A 17,440-nucleotide genomic window follows, 5' to 3' on the forward strand; every position below is an offset into this window, starting at 1 on the left:
GCCTCAAGGTTATGAGGCTTTATTCAAGCCATTTTTCTTCTCGCCAATCTTAGGCTCTTTACGCTCAAACAAACGCTTAATATTTTGATGATGACGAAAAATGATCAAGCAGCACAACATGGCAACGGGGAGCGTGTATTGAGGTTTGATCAGCCAAGTATAAAAGGGCGCCAGCAGCACAGTGACAATGGCGGCCAAAGATGAATAACGAAATACCAATGCGATGCTAAGCCAAGTGGCGAGTAGCATTCCTGTCAGATCCCAACCTATTGGCGCGAATGCCCCGAGTGCAGTCGCCACGCCTTTTCCTCCCTTGAAATGAAAGAACAGCGGGTACATGTGGCCAAGGCATGCTGCTATCGCAATGACGCCAAGCAGAATTGGGTCAATACCTAAAAAATACCCTCCCCAGACTGGAATGGTTCCTTTGAGCATGTCACACAGCAGTACTGCAAAGGCGGCTTTTTTCCCACCGATGCGCATCACATTGGTGGCGCCGGGATTGTTCGAGCCGACTGCGCGAGGGTCTGGCAAACGCAGTACGCGACAAATTAATACCGCACTAGAGATCGAGCCCAACAGATAGGCAAATATGATCATAATGAGTGCTAGTGGGGTCATAGTAGGGTAACTCGTTTGAAACAGGTGTTAGCCAAGCAAGTAACTGATATTATATCGCGCTTGGTGCTATCAAACGACAAAATCAGTTCTGTATGAGCTGTAAATAGTACGACTTTTTAAGCAATTTGGGTATCCGACCTCTAAAGGAAGTAATCGATGGACACAGTATTTATTGAGCAATTGGAAGTAATCACCACTATCGGCGTGTACGATTGGGAACAAGAGATTAAGCAAAAGTTGGTGCTTGATATCGAAATGGCCCATGACAATCGTCCGGCGGGGAAAAGTGATGATGTCGTCGATGCACTCGATTATGCTCAAGTTAGTCAGGCGGTTATTTCTCATATTGAGGGCGGCCAATTTCTACTAGTAGAGCGCGTGGCAGAAGAAGTCGCTGAGCTGATCATGTCTCGTTTCAATGTCCCTTGGATTCGCATCCGTCTGACCAAACCTGGTGCCGTGCCTCAGGCTAAAGGTGTCGGTGTTGTGATTGAACGAGGCAATGCATGATTACTGCCTACATAGGTATCGGTTCCAATATCGAAAGGCGCAAACACATTGCGGCTGCAATTGATGAACTTACCAACATCGGTGCTGACATTCGTCTTTCGACGATTTATGAATGTGAATCAATAGGTTTTGACAGCAGTGCTTTCTACAACCTTGTCGTAGAGATGAAAACTTCGTTTAATTTGACAGAGTTCTCCAGCCAATTACGTAACATTGAGCGTAAACTAGGCCGCGCCGAAAATGCGAGCAAGTTTGAACCAAGAACAATTGACCTTGATATTATTTTGTTCGGTGAGCACACGTCAGAGACTAAGCCTGAGTTACCTCGACGTGATATTTTTGAGTATGCCTTTGTCCTTAAGCCTCTACTGGAACTTTGTCCTCAGCTAGTGGTGCCTCAAGATGGACGAACCATCGAAGAGATCTGGCAGCAGTCTCAATTTGATTCGTCACTAGCGCCGATTCCGGTCTGGTTTGAATAAGGTCAATAGACCCTAATAAGTAATGAGATTTTCATGAGTTATTTTGAAGCCCTTATCCTTGCCTTGGTACAAGGATTAACTGAATTTCTGCCGATTTCTAGTTCTGCGCACCTAATTCTGCCATCGGCCATTTTAGGTTGGGAAGATCAAGGATTAGCCTTTGATGTTGCTGTCCATGTCGGAACACTTGCTGCGGTCGTGATCTATTTCCGTAAAGAAGTTATTAGCTTGCTAGTGGCCTTTCTCGGATCGATTTTTAAAGGTGAACGCAGTAAGGAAGCCAAACTGGCATGGATGATAGTGTTAGCAACTATCCCAGCTTGCCTGTTTGGCTTACTGATGAAAGATATTATTGAGCTATATTTGCGTAGTGCTTGGGTGATTGCCACCACAACAATCGTGTTTGGCCTCTTGCTGTGGTATGTGGATAAAAACGCTCAGCTCACCGATGATGAGTATCAAGCGGACTGGAAAAAGTCATTGTTTATCGGTGTTTCTCAGGCGTTGGCTATGATTCCAGGTACCTCTCGCTCAGGAGCCACCATTACTGCGGCACTTTATCTCGGCTTTAGCCGTGAAGCGGCGGCACGTTTTTCATTTTTAATGTCAATTCCCATCATATTGCTTGCTGGCAGTTATTTGGGTCTCAAGCTAGTCACCAGTGGAGAGCCTATCCATTTTGGTTTCCTAATTACCGGGATTGTCACCTCGTTTGTTAGTGCTTATATCTGTATTCATTTCTTCTTGAAACTGATTACCCGTATGGGAATGACACCGTTTGTTATCTATCGTTTGCTACTTGGTGCGGGCTTATTCGCCTTCCTGATGATGAACTAACTCTTTCTATATAGAGCACAATCTTCACTAGGCCACATTGCCCAATCTCGCGCCAACAGCGACATTGTGATATATATGTGGTCTTTCTTTATCTCTCTTCTTTGATTGACGATATGCGGATTTTTGCACTGACCTTAACTTTGGTTCTTGGCTGGCTACAATTTGAGCTGTGGTTCGGCAAGAACGGCATTTCAGATTTTCAAGCGGTCACGGCAGAAACTCAAGTGCAGCACCAAGTGAATGGCAATCTCAAAGCGCGCAATGATGAAATGTTTGCTGAGATCGATGACTTGCGCCAAGGTCTCGATGCTATTGAAGAACGCGCGCGACATGAACTTGGCATGATCAAAGAGGGAGAAACCTTTTATCGTATTGTTGGAGAAGAGAACTAGATGTCTTCAGCCTCGCCACTGTCTGTTGTTGCCGTTGTTCCTGCTGCTGGGGTTGGCAGTCGAATGCAAGCGGATCGTCCTAAACAGTACCTTACCATCCAAGGCCATACGGTCTTAGAGCACACGGTTGAAAAACTTCTGCTTCATCCTGTTGTCAATAAAGTCGTGGTTGCGATTACTGACGGCGACCCATATTTCCCTGAACTTGCGATAGCTAATCACCCAGATGTCATTCGCGTATCAGGTGGTAGGGAGCGTGCTGACTCTGTGTTATCTGCCTTACAATATATCGCTCACAATCAACTTGCGGAGTGGGTTTTGGTTCATGATGCAGCGCGGCCGTGTCTTGACTTGCAAGATGTTGATCGTTTGATTGCCACGGCTGAGTTAAATCAGTTAGGCGGTATTTTGGCAACGCCAGTCAGAGACACGATGAAAAGAGCAGACAGTGCTCAAAAGATAGATCACACAGTGGAAAGGGAAGCGTTGTGGCACGCACTTACACCACAAATGTTTAAGACTCAGGCGTTAACCCATGCCTTGACGCAGGCGCTTGAAAACCATATAGCAATCACAGATGAAGCGTCGGCAATGGAATGGTTGGGACTAAAGCCAGCCTTAGTTCAAGGTCGAGCCGACAATATTAAAATTACCCAGCCAGAAGATTTAGCGTTAGCTGAGTTTTACCTCAGCAGAAACAAAGGATAACTCATGATTCGAATTGGTCACGGCTTTGATGTGCATAAATTTGGTGGCGAAGGCCCTGTCATCATAGGCGGGGTTGAAGTCCCGTACGAGCAAGGTTTGATTGCACATTCTGATGGTGACGTCGCGCTGCACGCCTTATGTGATGCGCTGTTAGGTGCGATTGCTGCAGGTGATATCGGTCGACACTTTCCAGATACTGATGATAAATGGAAAGGTGCCAATAGCCGTGATTTATTGCGTGACGTTTACCGTCGAGTGCGTGAACAAGGCTATATTCTTGGTAATGCCGATATCACCATCATGGCTCAGGCGCCTAAGATGGCGCCACATATAGATGCCATGTGTCAGGTGATAGCGCAAGATTTAGATACTGAACTTGGCAACGTCAACGTGAAAGCGACGACCACCGAGCGCTTAGGTTTTACTGGGCGCAAAGAAGGCATCGCAACCGAAGCGGTTGTATTGCTGATTAAAAAATAAATAGCTTTTGGCTGCTGCTAACAATGTCAGCGGCCAAGCGGCGGAAATTACTATGTCTGATATTTTATCTTCATTTGCTTACTTGAATGGTAAGCCAGTTGCGAAAGGCAAACTTAAAGTTAAACCTGAGCACTTTCAAGTTAATGAAAATCTGGGTTTTGACTTTACGGGAAACGGGGAGCACTTGATGGTGCGCATCCGAAAAACCGGTGAAAATACCAGCTTTGTTGCCAACGAATTAGCCAAAGCGTGCGGGGTTAAATCAAAAGACGTCAGCTGGGCTGGTTTGAAAGACCGTCATGCCGTGACAGAGCAATGGCTGAGCGTTCATCTACCCAAAGGTGATGCTCCAGACTTTAGTGCTTTTCTCGCCGAGTATCCAAGTATCGAAATTATCGCTACAGACAGACACAATAAAAAACTTCGCCCTGGTGACTTGGTTGGTAACCAATTTGTGGTGACACTGTCGGAAGTGACCGATGTCGCTGATGTTGTTGCACGTTTAGAGTCTGTGGTTAAAGCAGGGGTACCGAACTATTTTGGTAGTCAGCGTTTTGGTAATCAAGGCAACAATCTAGAAGAGGCGAGACGCTGGGGACGCGAGAATGTCCGTACACGCAATCAAAACAAACGCAGTCTTTACCTGTCTGCGGCTCGTTCTTGGATCTTCAATACTATTTTGTCGGATCGCATTGAAAAGGGTCTTTTTACTCAGCCGATCCTTGGTGATCTGATTCATCAAGCTGAGCAAAGAATTACGGTTGAGGCTGATAACTTAGCCAATGTCTCGCAGCACGTTGCTTCAGGTCAGGCGAACATTACCGCTGCTCTTGCCGGTGATAACGCCCTGCCAACGTTAGAAGACGCACTTTCACTTGAACAGCCACATTTGGATGCAGAGCCTGATTTGATGGCATTAATTCGTGGGAATCGTATGCGTCATGAGCGAAGAGACATTTGTTTGATGCCTCAGGATCTCACTTGGCATGTTGAAGATGATCAAGTGACGTTGACCTTCTCATTAGACGCGGGCTGCTTCGCCACCGCAATTATCCGCGAATTAATAGAAGAAGTTGAGGTGGAGCGCCACTATCAATGAATGAAAAAAAGTTAAAAATCCTCATCAGTAATGATGATGGTGTTCATGCGAAAGGAATCCATGCACTGGCTGACGCGCTACGAGATATGGCTGAAGTGACCATCGTCGCCCCTGATCGAAATCGTTCCGGCGCATCTAACTCTCTAACGTTAGAACAGCCATTAAGGGTAACCGAAATTGCGCCGAAGATTTTCTCAGTTCAGGGAACACCAACCGATTGTGTGCATTTTGCGTTGAACGAGTTGATGAAAGATGATTTGCCAGACTTAGTACTGGCTGGAATTAATCACGGTGCGAATTTAGGCGATGATGTTCTTTATTCCGGTACAGTGGCAGCCGCAATGGAAGGGCATTTTCTTGGAGTTCAAGCGATTGCTTTTTCGTTAGTGGGTAAGCATCATTTTGATACTGCAGCGGCAATTGCTCGACAATTAGTTTCTCAGCATGCAGGCAGTCCAATTCCTACCAATCGCCTTCTGAATGTTAACGTGCCTGACGTCGAATTTGATCAGTTAAAAGGTACGCAAGTGACTAGGCTAGGTGCGCGCCATCACGCTGAAGCCATGATCAAGCAGAAAGATCCCCGCGGTCATGATATCTATTGGTTGGGCCCTCCTGGTAAAGAGCAAGATGCGGGAGAGGGAACGGATTTTTACGCTCTTGAGCATGGCTACGTTTCAGTCACTCCACTGCAAGTGGACCTAACGGCCCATGAATCACTGGTAAGTATGGATAACTGGTTAAAGGAACAATAAGAATGGCAAACCCACATGCTGACAGATTAATCGACTTTCTTGTCGCGAGTGGCATTCAAGATCAGAACGTGCTGGATGCAATTCATCGATTACCGAGAGAGCAGTTTGTTTCTCAGGCAATGATGCATCAGGCGTATGACAATAATGCGTTGCCAATTGGACAAGGGCAGACAATTTCACAGCCCTACATCGTCGCTAAAATGACAGAAATGTTAGCGTTAACAAGACAAAGCCGTGTACTTGAAGTTGGTACGGGGTCTGGGTATCAAACCGCAGTCTTGGCTCAGTTAGTCGATCATGTTTTTTCTATTGAACGAATTAAAGCCTTGCAGTGGGAAGCTAAACGCCGTCTGAAGCAGCTCGACATTTATAATGTTTCGACTAAGCATGGTGATGGTTGGCAAGGCTGGACAGCGAAAGGACCGTTTGATGCGATTATTGTTACCGCAGCTGCCGAATCTGTCCCCTCGGCATTGTTGAACCAGTTGGATGACGGTGGGGTGATGGTCATTCCAGTCGGGCTTGAAGAGCAGCAACTGCTGAAGATCACTCGTCGTGGTGACGACTATTTTACCCAAGTGGTTGAGATGGTGCGCTTTGTGCCTTTGGTTGCTGGTGACCTCGCATAACCATGAAACGACAATCTTGTTTTCTTCAGGTGTTAATTCTGTGCAGTACGTTACTCGGGTGTACTGCATATTCACCTGCGCCAGTGACAGGATTGAAAAAAGATTATAGCTCTGTTTCTAGGGGAAGTTATCGTGGTAGCTTCTATCAAGTGGAAAAGGGCGATACGCTGTATTTTATAGCCTATGTCACAGACAAAGATGTAAAAGATATAATCAGTTACAATGGCTTAAAAGCACCTTACACCATCTTTCCCGGCCAAAAACTCAAACTGTGGCAACCTGCCTATTCTGCTCCTGCTTATGGTGGTACAGGGGCTGGAGCTGTTGTCGCGGCAGCAAGTACACCATCTACCCCAAGTATCAAGTCAAGTTCGAGCATAAACTCGAATCAAAAGGTTAGCTCAAACTCCCCACGATCTGATCAAAAAATAGCCCCAAAAGATCCTCCAAAGAAGGTTGATCAATCAAAATCAAAGGAGTATGTTGGTTCTAATGGTAAACAGGATGTTAACAAAGTTGTAAACAAACCGAATACCAATAACAATAAAATTTCCAAATGGTTATGGCCAACGAAAGGGAGAGTAATCAAAAACTTCTCTGCTGGAGATCAAGGGAATAAAGGTATTGATATCGCAGGACAGCGAGGTCAATCCATCGTATCAACAGCGGAAGGCAGCGTCGTTTATTCGGGCAATGCGCTACGTGGTTACGGTAATCTCGTGATTATAAAACATAACGACAATTACCTCAGTGCATATGCACACAACGATCGGTTGCTAGTACACGAAGGGCAAAGTGTTAAAGCAGGCCAAAAGATTGCAACAATGGGCAGCTCCGGAACAAGCAGTGTTCGTTTGCACTTTGAAATTCGCTATCAAGGTAAGTCAGTGAATCCAAATCGCTACTTACCATAATAATTTACTGTTAGGTAAAATAGCGACATTAGACGTAGTAATGTCTTGCTAGCTCGCCAGGGGGAGGCGCCATGAGTATCAGCAATGCAGCAACGAAAGTCGAAGAATTCGAAATTAGCCAAGAAGCGATGGAAACGCTTCGAGCTGAAGAATCCACAAAATCCACACAAGCCGAAGAGACTAAAGAAGAGTTTGACGCATCAACAAAAAGCCTTGATGCAACACAGCTTTATTTAGGCGAAATTGGTTTTTCTCCACTACTTACTGCTGAAGAAGAAGTATTATACGCACGCCGTGCATTGCGAGGTGACGAAGCCGCACGCAAACGTATGATCGAAAGTAACCTTCGTTTAGTGGTTAAAATCTCTCGTCGTTATAGCAACCGTGGCCTAGCCTTGCTTGACCTGATCGAAGAAGGCAACTTAGGTTTAATTCGTGCTGTTGAGAAGTTCGATCCAGAGCGTGGTTTCCGTTTTTCAACATATGCTACATGGTGGATTCGTCAAACCATCGAACGTGCATTGATGAATCAAACACGCACGATTCGATTACCTATTCACGTGGTCAAAGAGCTGAATATTTACCTGCGTACCGCGCGTGAATTGTCGCAAAAACTCGATCATGAACCAACGGCCGAAGAGATTGCCACTCAACTCGATAAGCCAGTTGATGATGTCAGTAAAATGCTTCGTTTAAATGAGCGCATTAGCTCGGTAGATACACCAATTGGTGGTGATGGCGAAAAAGCACTGCTGGATATTATTCCTGATATCAACAATTCTGATCCTGAAGTCTCAACTCAAGATGACGATATCAAAGACTCTTTGATTCATTGGTTAGATGAACTTAACCCGAAACAGAAAGAAGTGTTAGCGCGTCGTTTTGGTTTGCTAGGCTATGAACCATCAACCCTTGAAGAAGTGGGACGAGAAATTAATCTGACTCGCGAGAGAGTACGTCAGATTCAGGTTGAAGGCTTACGTCGCTTAAGAGAAATACTGATTAAACAAGGGCTAAATATGGAAAACCTATTTAGTGTGACGGAAGACTAAACTGAACGTGAGTAAAAAAGCCTTGGAATATCCAAGGCTTTTTTGATCGTGTTGCACAAGTAGCAACTATTTGGTTTTTAACCGTGGGAATACTTTAACCAGTTTGATGCGGTTTTCTTCTAGCTCAACAATTTCCATTGGATGGCCAGAGACTTGGACGCTCAAGTGACTTTCTGGAATATCTTCTAAATGCTCTAGAATCAATCCATTTAGCGTCCTTGGTCCATCTGTGGGGAGTGTCCATTTGAGCCCTTTGTTGATGTCGCGAATATTGGCACTTCCTTCTATTAGGAAACTACCATCTCCTTGGGGCGAAATTTCATCAGATAAACTTGGCGCGATCGAGGTCGTAAATTCACCGACGATCTCTTCGAGAATATCCTCAAGTGTAATCAGACCAATGATATCGCCATATTCATCAACAATAAGCCCGATACGCTCTTTATTACGTTGAAACTTAAGCAGTTGAACGTTTAGCGGCGTGCTCTCGGGAATGAAGTAAACTTCATCTGCGGCACGCAGTAAGGTTTCTTTTGTGGATTCGTTCTTTTCTAGCATCAATCGGTAAGACTCACGCAAACGCAGCATGCCGACAACTTCATCGATCTGATCGCGATACAACACAACTCGGCCATGAGGAGAGTGAGTCAACTGTCGAACAATCGACTTCCAATCATCATTAATATCAATACCTGTAATTTCATTGCGTGGCACCATGATGTCGTTGACGGTGACATGCTCTAGATCGAGGATGGAAATCAGCATATCTTGGTGGCGACGAGGGATCAGGCTGCCCGCTTCATTTACCACGGTACGCAGTTCTTCAGAACTCAGGTGATCCTCACCGTTATGATCAGCTTTGATCCCTAAAAGGCGAATGAAACCATTGGTGATAAAGTTCACTAACAGAACGAGTGGTGACAGTACCTTCATTAATATGCTTAGTAGGATACTGCTGGTGTAAGATACCTTCTCTGGATAAAGCGCTGCGAGTGTCTTGGGTGTCACTTCGGCAAAGACGAGAATGACTAAGGTGAGCACACCAGTTGCAATTGCGACACCTAAATCGCCGAACAAACGCATACCAAGAATGGTGGCGATAGCCGAGGCCAGAATGTTAACGAGGTTGTTGCCAATTAAGATCAGACCAATTAGGCGATCCGGGCGGTCAAGTAGTTTCTCGACACGTTTTGCACCCTTGTGACCTGTGTTGGCTAAGTGCTTTAGGCGGTAGCGGTTCAGAGCCATCATCCCTGTCTCGGAACCTGAGAAATATCCTGAAATAACAATAAGACACGCGAGTAGCGCAAATAAGATACCCGTTGATATGTCGTCCAAAGCTTATCTTTTCCTTGTTATGTTTGATTAATTTATGACCTAAATTTACAGCTAAGTCAATTTTCAAAAAAGAGAACTGAGTATTGTAAAAGAAAGGCGTCTACTATGCACTTAACTCAAACGTTCGTGACTAACGGAGAATTATTTCTCGTACAAATCGACTGCCGAAATAAGCTAAAGTGAGCAATGAAGCTCCTGCTACCGCAAACCAAGTAACTTTTCGGCCACGCCATCCTTTCTGATAGTGGCCCCACAGCAGAACCGAGTAGGCAATCCACGCGATAAATGACAAAATAGCTTTATGTGCTTTGCCCTGAGCAAACATATCTTGCACGAAGACAAAACCAGTCAATAGTGTACCGGTTAGCAATAAATTACCGATCAAAATGATATTGAACAGCTGTCGTTCAACCATTAATAGCGGAGGCAAATTCGGGTTAATCGCCAACGCCTTTTTCGCTTTCAATTTGTGGTCGAGCCATGCCAATTGCAGAGCGTATAAAGCGCCAATAGTCAGTGTTGAGTATGAGAACAGCGCCAGGGAAATATGGATTAATAGCTTAGGATCTTGCTCAAGGTGGGTGATAAAAGTACTGGGTAAGAAAGCAGCAGCGACGAGATTCAAAGCAGAAAAACTGTAGACCACAGGCAATAAGAACCATAGGCGAGTTTTCAGCATCGCAGCACTCATCACCAGCGATATAATAAAACCAATTAATGAAGCGACATTAAGAATACTGAGGTTTTGCCCTGAGCTACCTAAGATTAGATCGCTAAGTAGCCACGCATGGAAAGCCAACGCAAGAAGCGCACTAATAAAGACAGTTTTTACGCGGATCCCTGTCTGATGCACAAGTCCCGGAACTATGGTGGCAATCGCTAATAGATACAGGATTGCGGCAACAACGGCGATTAGGTTATCCATTATTTTCTATGAGCTGGTGAATTTTTAGCAAATTATACCTTGCATCAACGGCTTGAGCTATGACTTATCACTTTCATTTACATGACTTGAGAGATCAAAAGTAATCTAGACAGTGTCAAGCTTGGGTTGGCTAAGGTATACTCACAGTAATTTTTCGCCAATATTGACGGGCGAGCCTTCTTGCAAACCGTCTGGGTAAAGAGACTAAGATGTTTGAGAATTTAACGGATCGTTTATCCAAAACGCTGAAAAACATCAGCGGTAAAGGTCGACTGACTGAAGAGAATATTAAAGAGACGTTACGTGAAGTGCGTATGGCACTTCTTGAAGCGGACGTAGCCCTGCCTGTTGTACGCGAGTTTATCAAGCGTATTAAAGAGAGCGCTGTAGGAGTCGAGGTATCCAAATCACTGACTCCAGGACAGGAGTTCATCAAGATCGTTCAAGCAGAACTTGAAGCGGTCATGGGGGAATCCAACGAAGCGCTTAACCTAGCGGCTCAGCCACCTGCGGTTGTTTTAATGGCAGGTTTGCAGGGGGCAGGTAAAACTACCTCGGTAGGTAAACTCTCTAAGCTGTTAAAAGAGCGTGAGAAGAAGAAAGTTCTGGTTGTCTCTGCCGACGTATACCGACCAGCAGCGATTAAACAGTTAGAAACGCTGGCCTCTGATGTTGGGGTTGATTTCTTCCCGTCGTCTGCAGACCAGAAGCCTCTCGACATTGCTAACGCTGCCATCGATCATGCGAAGAAGAAGTTCTACGACGTGTTACTTGTCGATACCGCGGGACGTTTAGCGGTTGATGAGCAGATGATGGCAGAGATTCAAGAGCTACATACCGCAATTAATCCTGTCGAGACTCTGTTTGTTGTTGATGCCATGACAGGTCAGGATGCGGCAAATACAGCCAAAGCGTTTGGCGATGCTCTACCTCTTACTGGTGTGGTACTAACTAAAGTCGATGGTGATGCGCGTGGCGGTGCGGCCTTGTCGGTTCGTCATATTACGGGTAAGCCAATTAAATTCTTGGGTGTTGGTGAGAAAACAGATGCTCTAGAACCTTTCCACCCTGACCGTGTTGCTTCACGCATTCTGGGTATGGGTGATGTTCTGTCGCTTATCGAAGACCTGCAACGTAATGTTGATACCGAGAAAGCAGAGAAACTAGCGAAAAAATTCAAGGAGAAGAAAGGTTTCGACCTTGAAGATTTCCGTGAACAGCTAGGTCAGATGCAAAACATGGGTGGCATGATGGGTATGATGGATAAGCTACCTGGCATGAGCAATCTACCTGATAACGTCAAAGATAAAGTTGACGATAAAATGTTTAAACAGATGGAAGCGATCATTAACTCAATGACGATGAAAGAGCGTCAACGCCCTGAGTTGATTAAAGGATCACGCAAAAAGCGTATTGCTGCAGGTTCGGGGACTCAGGTTCAAGATGTAAACCGCTTGCTTAAACAGTTCACTCAGATGCAGAAAATGATGAAGAAGATGCAGAAAGGTGGCATGAAAGGCATGATGCGCAACATGCAAGGCATGATGGGTGGTATGGGCGGAATGGGTGGAATGGGTGGAATGGGTGGCGGTGGCTTCAATCCGTTTGGCCGTTAAGCGTTTCTAGATGAGAGTTCCTAGTCTCTAGAGTGTTCGATAGAACTATGAAATATCTAGGAGCTAGGGACTAGGTTCTATTCTACTCCAATATTTCAAGGTGTTAGCTAGGTCACAAACTTAACTTGCGTTTTATGTTGGTGAAAAAGTAGCTAAATCCCTTGCATTGCTTCGGAATAAGAGTAAAATTCCGGAGCTTTATTTTGGCACGAGCCCCAAACTATTTAGTGATAAATGGTTCTTGGGGTTAATTTTATTTTTGAGAAAGCAAAAGAGGACGACATGGTAACCATTCGTTTGGCACGTCACGGCGCTAAAAAGCGTCCATTTTATCAAATCGTAGTAGCGGACAGCCGCAATGCAGCAACTGGCCGTTTCATCGAGAAAGTTGGTTTCTTTAACCCAACTGCTCAAGGTCAAGAAGAAGGTCTACGTCTAGACCTAGATCGCGTTAACCACTGGGTTGGTCAAGGCGCATCTGTATCTGACCGCGTAGCTAAGCTAGTTAAAGACGCTCAAAAAGCGGCTTAATTCTTTTTAAGAAGTAGAAATTAGCTTATGTCGATGAAAGGTAGAGAAACAATGAGCAACGAAATGATTGTTGTAGGTAAGTTTGGTGCTACTTACGGCATTCGTGGTTGGCTTAAGGTTTTTTCCTACACAGACAATACTGAAAGCATATTTGATTACAGCCCTTGGTTTGTTAACCAAAATGGCTCGTGGGTAGAATACAAAGTAGAAAGCTGGAAGCGCCATAACAAAGGTATGGTGGTGAAACTTGAAGGTCTTGATGTGCGCGAAGAAGCGCAGTTGATGACTAACTTTGAAATTTCAATTGACCCTGCGGTATTACCGGAATTGCCAGAAGATGAGTTCTACTGGCGTGATTTGATTGGTATGAACGTTGTAACTTCTAACGGTTACGATCTAGGTGTCGTTTCTGACATGCTAGAAACGGGCTCCAACGATGTTCTTGTAATTAAAGCAAATCTAAAAGACGCTTTCGGACAAAAGGAACGATTAATTCCGTTCCTTGAAGAGCAGGTGATCAAGAATATTGATCGCGAAGCTCAACGGATCGAAGTTGACTGGGATCCTGGATTCTAAACTCCAAATTACCAGAGCGAGATAAACATGTGGGTTGGCGTAATAAGCCTATTTCCAGAAATGTTCCGTTCTGTTACTGATTATGGAGTAACAGGTCAAGCGGTAAAAAAAGGTCTCTTGTCGATTGAGACATGGAATCCTCGCGATTTCACGCACGACAAGCATCGCACTGTTGATGACAGACCTTACGGTGGTGGCCCAGGTATGCTAATGATGGTTCAGCCTTTGCGCGATGCCATTCATGCTGCTAAACAAGCCTCACCAGGTAAGACGAAAGTCATTTATCTCTCTCCTCAAGGTCGAAAACTCGATCAGCAAGGAGTAGAAGAGCTGGCAACCAATGAGAACTTGCTTCTGATTTGTGGCCGCTACGAAGGGGTAGATGAGCGTATCATCCAATCTGAAGTTGATGAAGAATGGTCAATTGGAGATTTTGTGATGACGGGTGGTGAAATACCAGCCATGACGTTGATAGATTCTGTTGCTCGGTTTGTACCGGGAGTATTAGGAGATTTCGCGTCAGCAGAAGAAGACTCTTTTGCTAATGGCTTGTTAGATTGCCCTCACTATACGCGCCCTGAGGTGTTAGGTGGTAAAGAAGTACCTGCGGTACTCAAGTCTGGCAACCATAAGGACATTCGTCGCTGGCGACTAAAACAGTCGTTAGGCCGTACTTGGCTAAGAAGACCAGAACTCCTGGAAAACCTAGCTCTGACTGACGAACAGGAACAATTACTAGCCGAATTCATCAAAGAGAGTCGAGCTAAGTAACCTATTAAATTTAGTATCAGTTTATTCTAGGAATTTATTAAAATGAGTAACATCATCAAGGCTCTTGAAGAAGAGCAACTAAAATCAGACCTACCTAAATTTGCACCAGGTGACACTGTTGTAGTTCAAGTTAAGGTAAAAGAAGGTGACCGTGAGCGTCTACAGGCTTTCGAAGGCGTTGTAATCGCAATCCGTAACCGTGGTCTACACTCTGCATTCACTGTACGTAAGATTTCTAACGGTGAAGGTGTTGAGCGTACGTTCCAAACTCATTCTCCAATGGTTGATAGCATCGAAGTTAAACGCCGTGGTGCAGTACGTCGTGCCAAGTTGTACTACCTACGTGAGCGTTCTGGTAAGTCTGCTCGTATTAAAGAGAAACTTGCTAAGAAGTAATGCTATAACTAGCGTTCTCATAGTATTAGCGGAGGCCAATTGGCCTCCGCTTTTTTATTTTAGGTGTTATGCTGGTGAGATTTCACGATAGCGGCGTCGTCGGTACTTAATTACTGGCGTAAACCCCGTTCTTCCTTCTTCCTTCTTCCTTCTTCCTTTCGCAAAATACTCCTGCGCATATCGCTCTAAAATGTCGCTGGTTAGTGAATAAAAAAGCCGATGTTTTCACATCAGCTTTCTCTTTCTCGCATCTCAAAGTGTAGTGTTCTTGTTTCTCGATTCTATCAGTACTGATCTTCTGACCAACCGTCTGCATCTGACATATCAGGCGCGCCGGGAATCGAATTTTCTTCATCGGCCCATTCACCAAAATCGATCATCTGGCATTGCTTGCTGCAAAAAGGGCGGTAAGGGCTTTGTTCACCCCAAACAACGTCTTCGCCACATTGAGGGCAAGGAACTACGGTAACTTTGGACATGGTGTTTCTCTGAACTAAAAGAATGGTATGAGGGTTAGTATAGCGTGATTTGCACGTGCAATTCTAATTGCACACCGCAAGCTTAAATTCGATATTGGCGACAGAGGCCTGACCGGATTCGAACTCAATAAACTTGATAGCAAAACGGTTCTTGTGCCCAGAGATCATCGGATAGACGCCATACTTCATGGGAATTTCGAGACGCAGGATATTCGCGTCGTCAGCATCACTTTGATAGAAACCTGAGCTAGCCTGGATAGTACGAAAATGACCCGTCTCGCGGGTGAGCTTTAGCCACAGTTTGAGTGCCTGAGAAAGCGGTTGAAGAGTAGATTGCCATTTTTTTGCATCGGCTTGCTTGTTTTCAAGTGGCAAGTGCAGCCAATGATGAAGGGCGGGAAGGTCAAAACAGCAAGAACCACCAGGGAGGTTGAAGCGTTGGCGAATAGCACTCAAGAAACGATCTTCTTTCAGGCTTTGACCAAAACGCTCAGCTCCCATTAGATCACTGTGCACCGCATCTATTTCGTACAGCACATGCTGTAACATGTCTTGGTTGACCCCTTCAAAGTTAAGCCAAGAACGATAGGCCAGTCGCTGCTTTTCGATATCTTTTGCCAACTCACTCTTGAGCTGAATTTGCTCGAAGATCTCAAGCAGATCAAACAGGGAACGGTAAAAGAGTAAATGCTGCATATCATCACTAAACTTCGCCGCTACATCCAGTTGATTAAGCAGAGCTTCAACGCGGAGGTAGATGCGGGTTTTCTCATTTAGTGGATGTTCAAAATAATGCGTGGTCATTAATATGCAGCTCTATAGTCTTCAACCTTTATTCTCACCGATTTTCCCTACTGATTTCTAGGAACTTTTTATGTAATTCTGTGATTTGAGGCAAAAGTTTTTGGTTTTCCGTATCATTTTTAATCACATAATCGGCGATCGCTAATCTTTGTTCACGCGTTGCCTGAGACGAAAGAATCGCTTTGACTTGCGTCGCATCGACTGCGTCACGTTCAACCGTTCGCTGAATCTGAGTTTGTTCATCGACATCAACAACAAGGACTTTGTCTGCTAGTGATTGTAAGTTGTTTTCGACCATCAATGGGATGACCAACAAAGCATATTCAGACTTAACTTCGCCAAGTTCATCCAGCATTCGTTGGCGAATCATAGGGTGAAGCAAATTATTCAGCCAAGCTTTATGTTCAGGTTGGCTAAAAATGATCTCTCTTAGCTTAGCACGATCGAGTGTGCCATCTGGTTGAATCACGCTGTGGCCAAAATAGCCTTCAATTGATTTCAGTCCGACACTATTTGGTTCAACCACTTGGCGTGCAACAACATCGGCATCAACAATCTCAATGCCAAACTCTTGCTGAAACAGGTTAGCGACCGTCGTTTTACCGCTGGCAATACCACCAGTCACTCCCACAACAAATGTCATATTAAATTCCTAAATAGTGGCTTAAGTACCAAGTGAGAATGTCTTCTCCCCATAGCATGCTTACCCAGCCAGCAATCGCCAAATAAGGACCAAATGGAAACGCTTTGTCTATTCCCTGACGTTTAAGTTTGAGTTGCACTAAACCAAACACTAGGCCAACGAGTGATGAGAGTAAAATGATAATCGGCAAGTGTTGCCAACCGAGCCATGCGCCCAAAGCGGCAAGCAGTTTAAAATCACCATAGCCCATTCCTTCTTTACCTGTCACGATTTTGAATAGCCAGTAGACCGACCACAGTGAAAGGTAACCAGCCATCGCGCCGATGATAGAGTCTTGCAGAGATACCGGGCTAATGTGCAGCAGAGCTAGGGCAATACCAGCCCATGTGAGTGGAAGTGTGAGTTGATCAGGGAGCAGCATGGTATCGAGGTCGATAAAGGTGACTGCGATAAGAGTAAAAGTGTAAAACAAGAGCGCAACTGCGAAATAGCTAAACCCCATTTGCTCGGCGACCAAAAAGCATAGCCCTGCGCTCAGAAGCTCAATGAGCGGGTAGCGAGCGCTTATCTTACTACCACATTGGCGGCATTTCCCCTTGAGCATCAACCAACTGAGCACAGGAATATTGTCGATCATTTTGATTGGCATAGCACACTTCGGGCAGGAAGACCTGGGCACACTGAGATTATATGTTCCTTGGGGGGGCGCTATTTTGTATTCAGGGAAGCTCTCGGCGCATTCTGTCCGCCATTCGCGCTCCATGATCGCAGGCAAGCGGTGAATAACCACATTCAAAAAGCTGCCCACGATAAGGCCAAATAGCGTCGCCAAGGCAGGAAAAAGCCAAGGGTAATAGTAAAAAGCATCCATAAAATAGGTAA

General features: G+C 45.1%; 23 protein-coding genes. 16 read left to right on the plus strand and 7 right to left on the minus strand.

Going from position 1 to position 17,440, the window contains the following annotated elements:
- Positions 1 to 9: 9 nt before the first annotated feature.
- The gene (gene plsY / locus TW81_RS07395; protein WP_045955072.1) at positions 10 to 621 is read right to left on the minus strand and encodes a glycerol-3-phosphate 1-O-acyltransferase PlsY; all 612 of its coding nucleotides are present in this window, start codon (positions 619 to 621) and stop codon (positions 10 to 12) included.
- A 156-nt stretch (positions 622 to 777) separates the two neighbouring features.
- On the opposite strand from plsY, the gene folB reads away from it, so the two are divergent.
- From folB to rpoS, 11 genes are all read left to right on the plus strand, one after another.
- On the plus strand, positions 778 to 1,131 hold the full coding sequence (gene folB, locus TW81_RS07400) for a bifunctional dihydroneopterin aldolase/7,8-dihydroneopterin epimerase (protein WP_045955073.1): 354 nt from the start codon (positions 778 to 780) through the stop codon (positions 1,129 to 1,131).
- The gene (folK, locus tag TW81_RS07405; RefSeq protein ID WP_045955074.1) at positions 1,128 to 1,613 is read left to right on the plus strand and encodes a 2-amino-4-hydroxy-6-hydroxymethyldihydropteridine diphosphokinase; all 486 of its coding nucleotides are present in this window, start codon (positions 1,128 to 1,130) and stop codon (positions 1,611 to 1,613) included. The genes folB and folK overlap by 4 nt, the downstream gene beginning before the upstream one ends.
- A 33-nt stretch (positions 1,614 to 1,646) precedes the next feature.
- Complete coding sequence (locus TW81_RS07410; RefSeq protein WP_045955075.1) at positions 1,647 to 2,450, plus strand: undecaprenyl-diphosphate phosphatase; 804 nt, start codon at positions 1,647 to 1,649, stop codon at positions 2,448 to 2,450.
- 113 nt (positions 2,451 to 2,563) lie between these two features.
- Complete coding sequence (ftsB, locus tag TW81_RS07415) at positions 2,564 to 2,842, plus strand: cell division protein FtsB (protein WP_045955076.1); 279 nt, start codon at positions 2,564 to 2,566, stop codon at positions 2,840 to 2,842.
- Positions 2,843 to 3,550, plus strand: a complete 708-nt coding sequence (ispD, locus tag TW81_RS07420; protein ID WP_045955077.1) for a 2-C-methyl-D-erythritol 4-phosphate cytidylyltransferase — start codon at positions 2,843 to 2,845, stop codon at positions 3,548 to 3,550.
- A gap of 3 nt (positions 3,551 to 3,553) precedes the next feature.
- Positions 3,554 to 4,030, plus strand: coding sequence for a 2-C-methyl-D-erythritol 2,4-cyclodiphosphate synthase (gene ispF / locus TW81_RS07425; RefSeq protein WP_045955078.1), 477 nt, complete (start codon positions 3,554 to 3,556; stop codon positions 4,028 to 4,030).
- A 52-nt stretch (positions 4,031 to 4,082) separates the two neighbouring features.
- Positions 4,083 to 5,129 carry a tRNA pseudouridine(13) synthase TruD gene (gene truD, locus TW81_RS07430; protein WP_045955079.1) on the plus strand — a complete coding sequence of 349 codons (1,047 nt, stop codon included), beginning with the start codon at positions 4,083 to 4,085 and terminating at the stop codon, positions 5,127 to 5,129.
- Positions 5,126 to 5,884: a 5'/3'-nucleotidase SurE gene (gene surE / locus TW81_RS07435; protein ID WP_045955080.1), complete on the plus strand. Its 759-nt coding sequence runs from the start codon at positions 5,126 to 5,128 to the stop codon at positions 5,882 to 5,884. Before truD ends, surE begins: the two co-directional genes overlap by 4 nt.
- Before the next feature lie 2 nt (positions 5,885 to 5,886).
- A complete protein-coding gene (locus tag TW81_RS07440) occupies positions 5,887 to 6,513 on the plus strand; it encodes a protein-L-isoaspartate(D-aspartate) O-methyltransferase (protein WP_045955081.1) in 627 nt (208 codons plus the stop codon).
- Between the two features lie 2 nt (positions 6,514 to 6,515).
- Complete coding sequence (gene nlpD / locus TW81_RS07445) at positions 6,516 to 7,427, plus strand: murein hydrolase activator NlpD (protein WP_045955082.1); 912 nt, start codon at positions 6,516 to 6,518, stop codon at positions 7,425 to 7,427.
- A gap of 71 nt (positions 7,428 to 7,498) precedes the next feature.
- A complete protein-coding gene (gene rpoS / locus TW81_RS07450) occupies positions 7,499 to 8,479 on the plus strand; it encodes an RNA polymerase sigma factor RpoS (RefSeq protein WP_045955083.1) in 981 nt (326 codons plus the stop codon).
- Positions 8,480 to 8,545: 66 nt separating this feature from the next.
- Here the strand turns inward: rpoS and TW81_RS07455 are convergent, their stop codons facing one another.
- Both TW81_RS07455 and TW81_RS07460 read right to left on the minus strand, forming a co-directional pair.
- Positions 8,546 to 9,817, minus strand: a complete 1,272-nt coding sequence (locus TW81_RS07455) for an HlyC/CorC family transporter (RefSeq protein ID WP_045955084.1) — start codon at positions 9,815 to 9,817, stop codon at positions 8,546 to 8,548.
- Between the two features lie 130 nt (positions 9,818 to 9,947).
- Positions 9,948 to 10,742, minus strand: a complete 795-nt coding sequence (locus tag TW81_RS07460; protein WP_045955085.1) for a cytochrome C assembly family protein — start codon at positions 10,740 to 10,742, stop codon at positions 9,948 to 9,950.
- Between the two features lie 209 nt (positions 10,743 to 10,951).
- Between TW81_RS07460 and ffh the strand changes: the two genes are divergently transcribed.
- The 5 genes from ffh (at position 10,952) to rplS (ending at position 14,632) form a co-directional block, all read left to right on the plus strand.
- Positions 10,952 to 12,358 (plus strand): signal recognition particle protein, encoded by a 1,407-nt coding sequence (gene ffh, locus TW81_RS07465; RefSeq protein ID WP_045955086.1) that lies wholly within the window; start codon positions 10,952 to 10,954, stop codon positions 12,356 to 12,358.
- 282 nt (positions 12,359 to 12,640) lie between these two features.
- On the plus strand, positions 12,641 to 12,889 hold the full coding sequence (gene rpsP, locus TW81_RS07470; protein ID WP_004742593.1) for a 30S ribosomal protein S16: 249 nt from the start codon (positions 12,641 to 12,643) through the stop codon (positions 12,887 to 12,889).
- A gap of 27 nt (positions 12,890 to 12,916) precedes the next feature.
- Positions 12,917 to 13,465, plus strand: a complete 549-nt coding sequence (gene rimM / locus TW81_RS07475) for a ribosome maturation factor RimM (protein WP_045955087.1) — start codon at positions 12,917 to 12,919, stop codon at positions 13,463 to 13,465.
- Positions 13,466 to 13,492: 27 nt separating this feature from the next.
- Positions 13,493 to 14,236, plus strand: coding sequence for a tRNA (guanosine(37)-N1)-methyltransferase TrmD (gene trmD, locus TW81_RS07480; protein WP_045955088.1), 744 nt, complete (start codon positions 13,493 to 13,495; stop codon positions 14,234 to 14,236).
- Positions 14,237 to 14,278: 42 nt separating this feature from the next.
- On the plus strand, positions 14,279 to 14,632 hold the full coding sequence (rplS, locus tag TW81_RS07485) for a 50S ribosomal protein L19 (RefSeq protein ID WP_032549758.1): 354 nt from the start codon (positions 14,279 to 14,281) through the stop codon (positions 14,630 to 14,632).
- A gap of 284 nt (positions 14,633 to 14,916) precedes the next feature.
- Here rplS and yacG read toward each other — a convergent pair whose 3' ends face one another.
- The 4 genes from yacG to TW81_RS07505 form a co-directional block, all read right to left on the minus strand.
- On the minus strand, positions 14,917 to 15,111 hold the full coding sequence (gene yacG, locus TW81_RS07490; RefSeq protein ID WP_045955089.1) for a DNA gyrase inhibitor YacG: 195 nt from the start codon (positions 15,109 to 15,111) through the stop codon (positions 14,917 to 14,919).
- A gap of 63 nt (positions 15,112 to 15,174) precedes the next feature.
- Positions 15,175 to 15,915 carry a cell division protein ZapD gene (gene zapD / locus TW81_RS07495; RefSeq protein WP_045955090.1) on the minus strand — a complete coding sequence of 247 codons (741 nt, stop codon included), beginning with the start codon at positions 15,913 to 15,915 and terminating at the stop codon, positions 15,175 to 15,177.
- Between the two features lie 34 nt (positions 15,916 to 15,949).
- Positions 15,950 to 16,558, minus strand: a complete 609-nt coding sequence (gene coaE, locus TW81_RS07500; protein WP_045955091.1) for a dephospho-CoA kinase — start codon at positions 16,556 to 16,558, stop codon at positions 15,950 to 15,952.
- A gap of 1 nt (position 16,559) precedes the next feature.
- Complete coding sequence (locus TW81_RS07505) at positions 16,560 to 17,429, minus strand: prepilin peptidase (protein WP_045955092.1); 870 nt, start codon at positions 17,427 to 17,429, stop codon at positions 16,560 to 16,562.
- Positions 17,430 to 17,440 lie beyond the last annotated feature (11 nt).

Source organism: Vibrio galatheae, assembly GCF_000967545.1.
Classification (GTDB): domain Bacteria; phylum Pseudomonadota; class Gammaproteobacteria; order Enterobacterales; family Vibrionaceae; genus Vibrio; species Vibrio galatheae.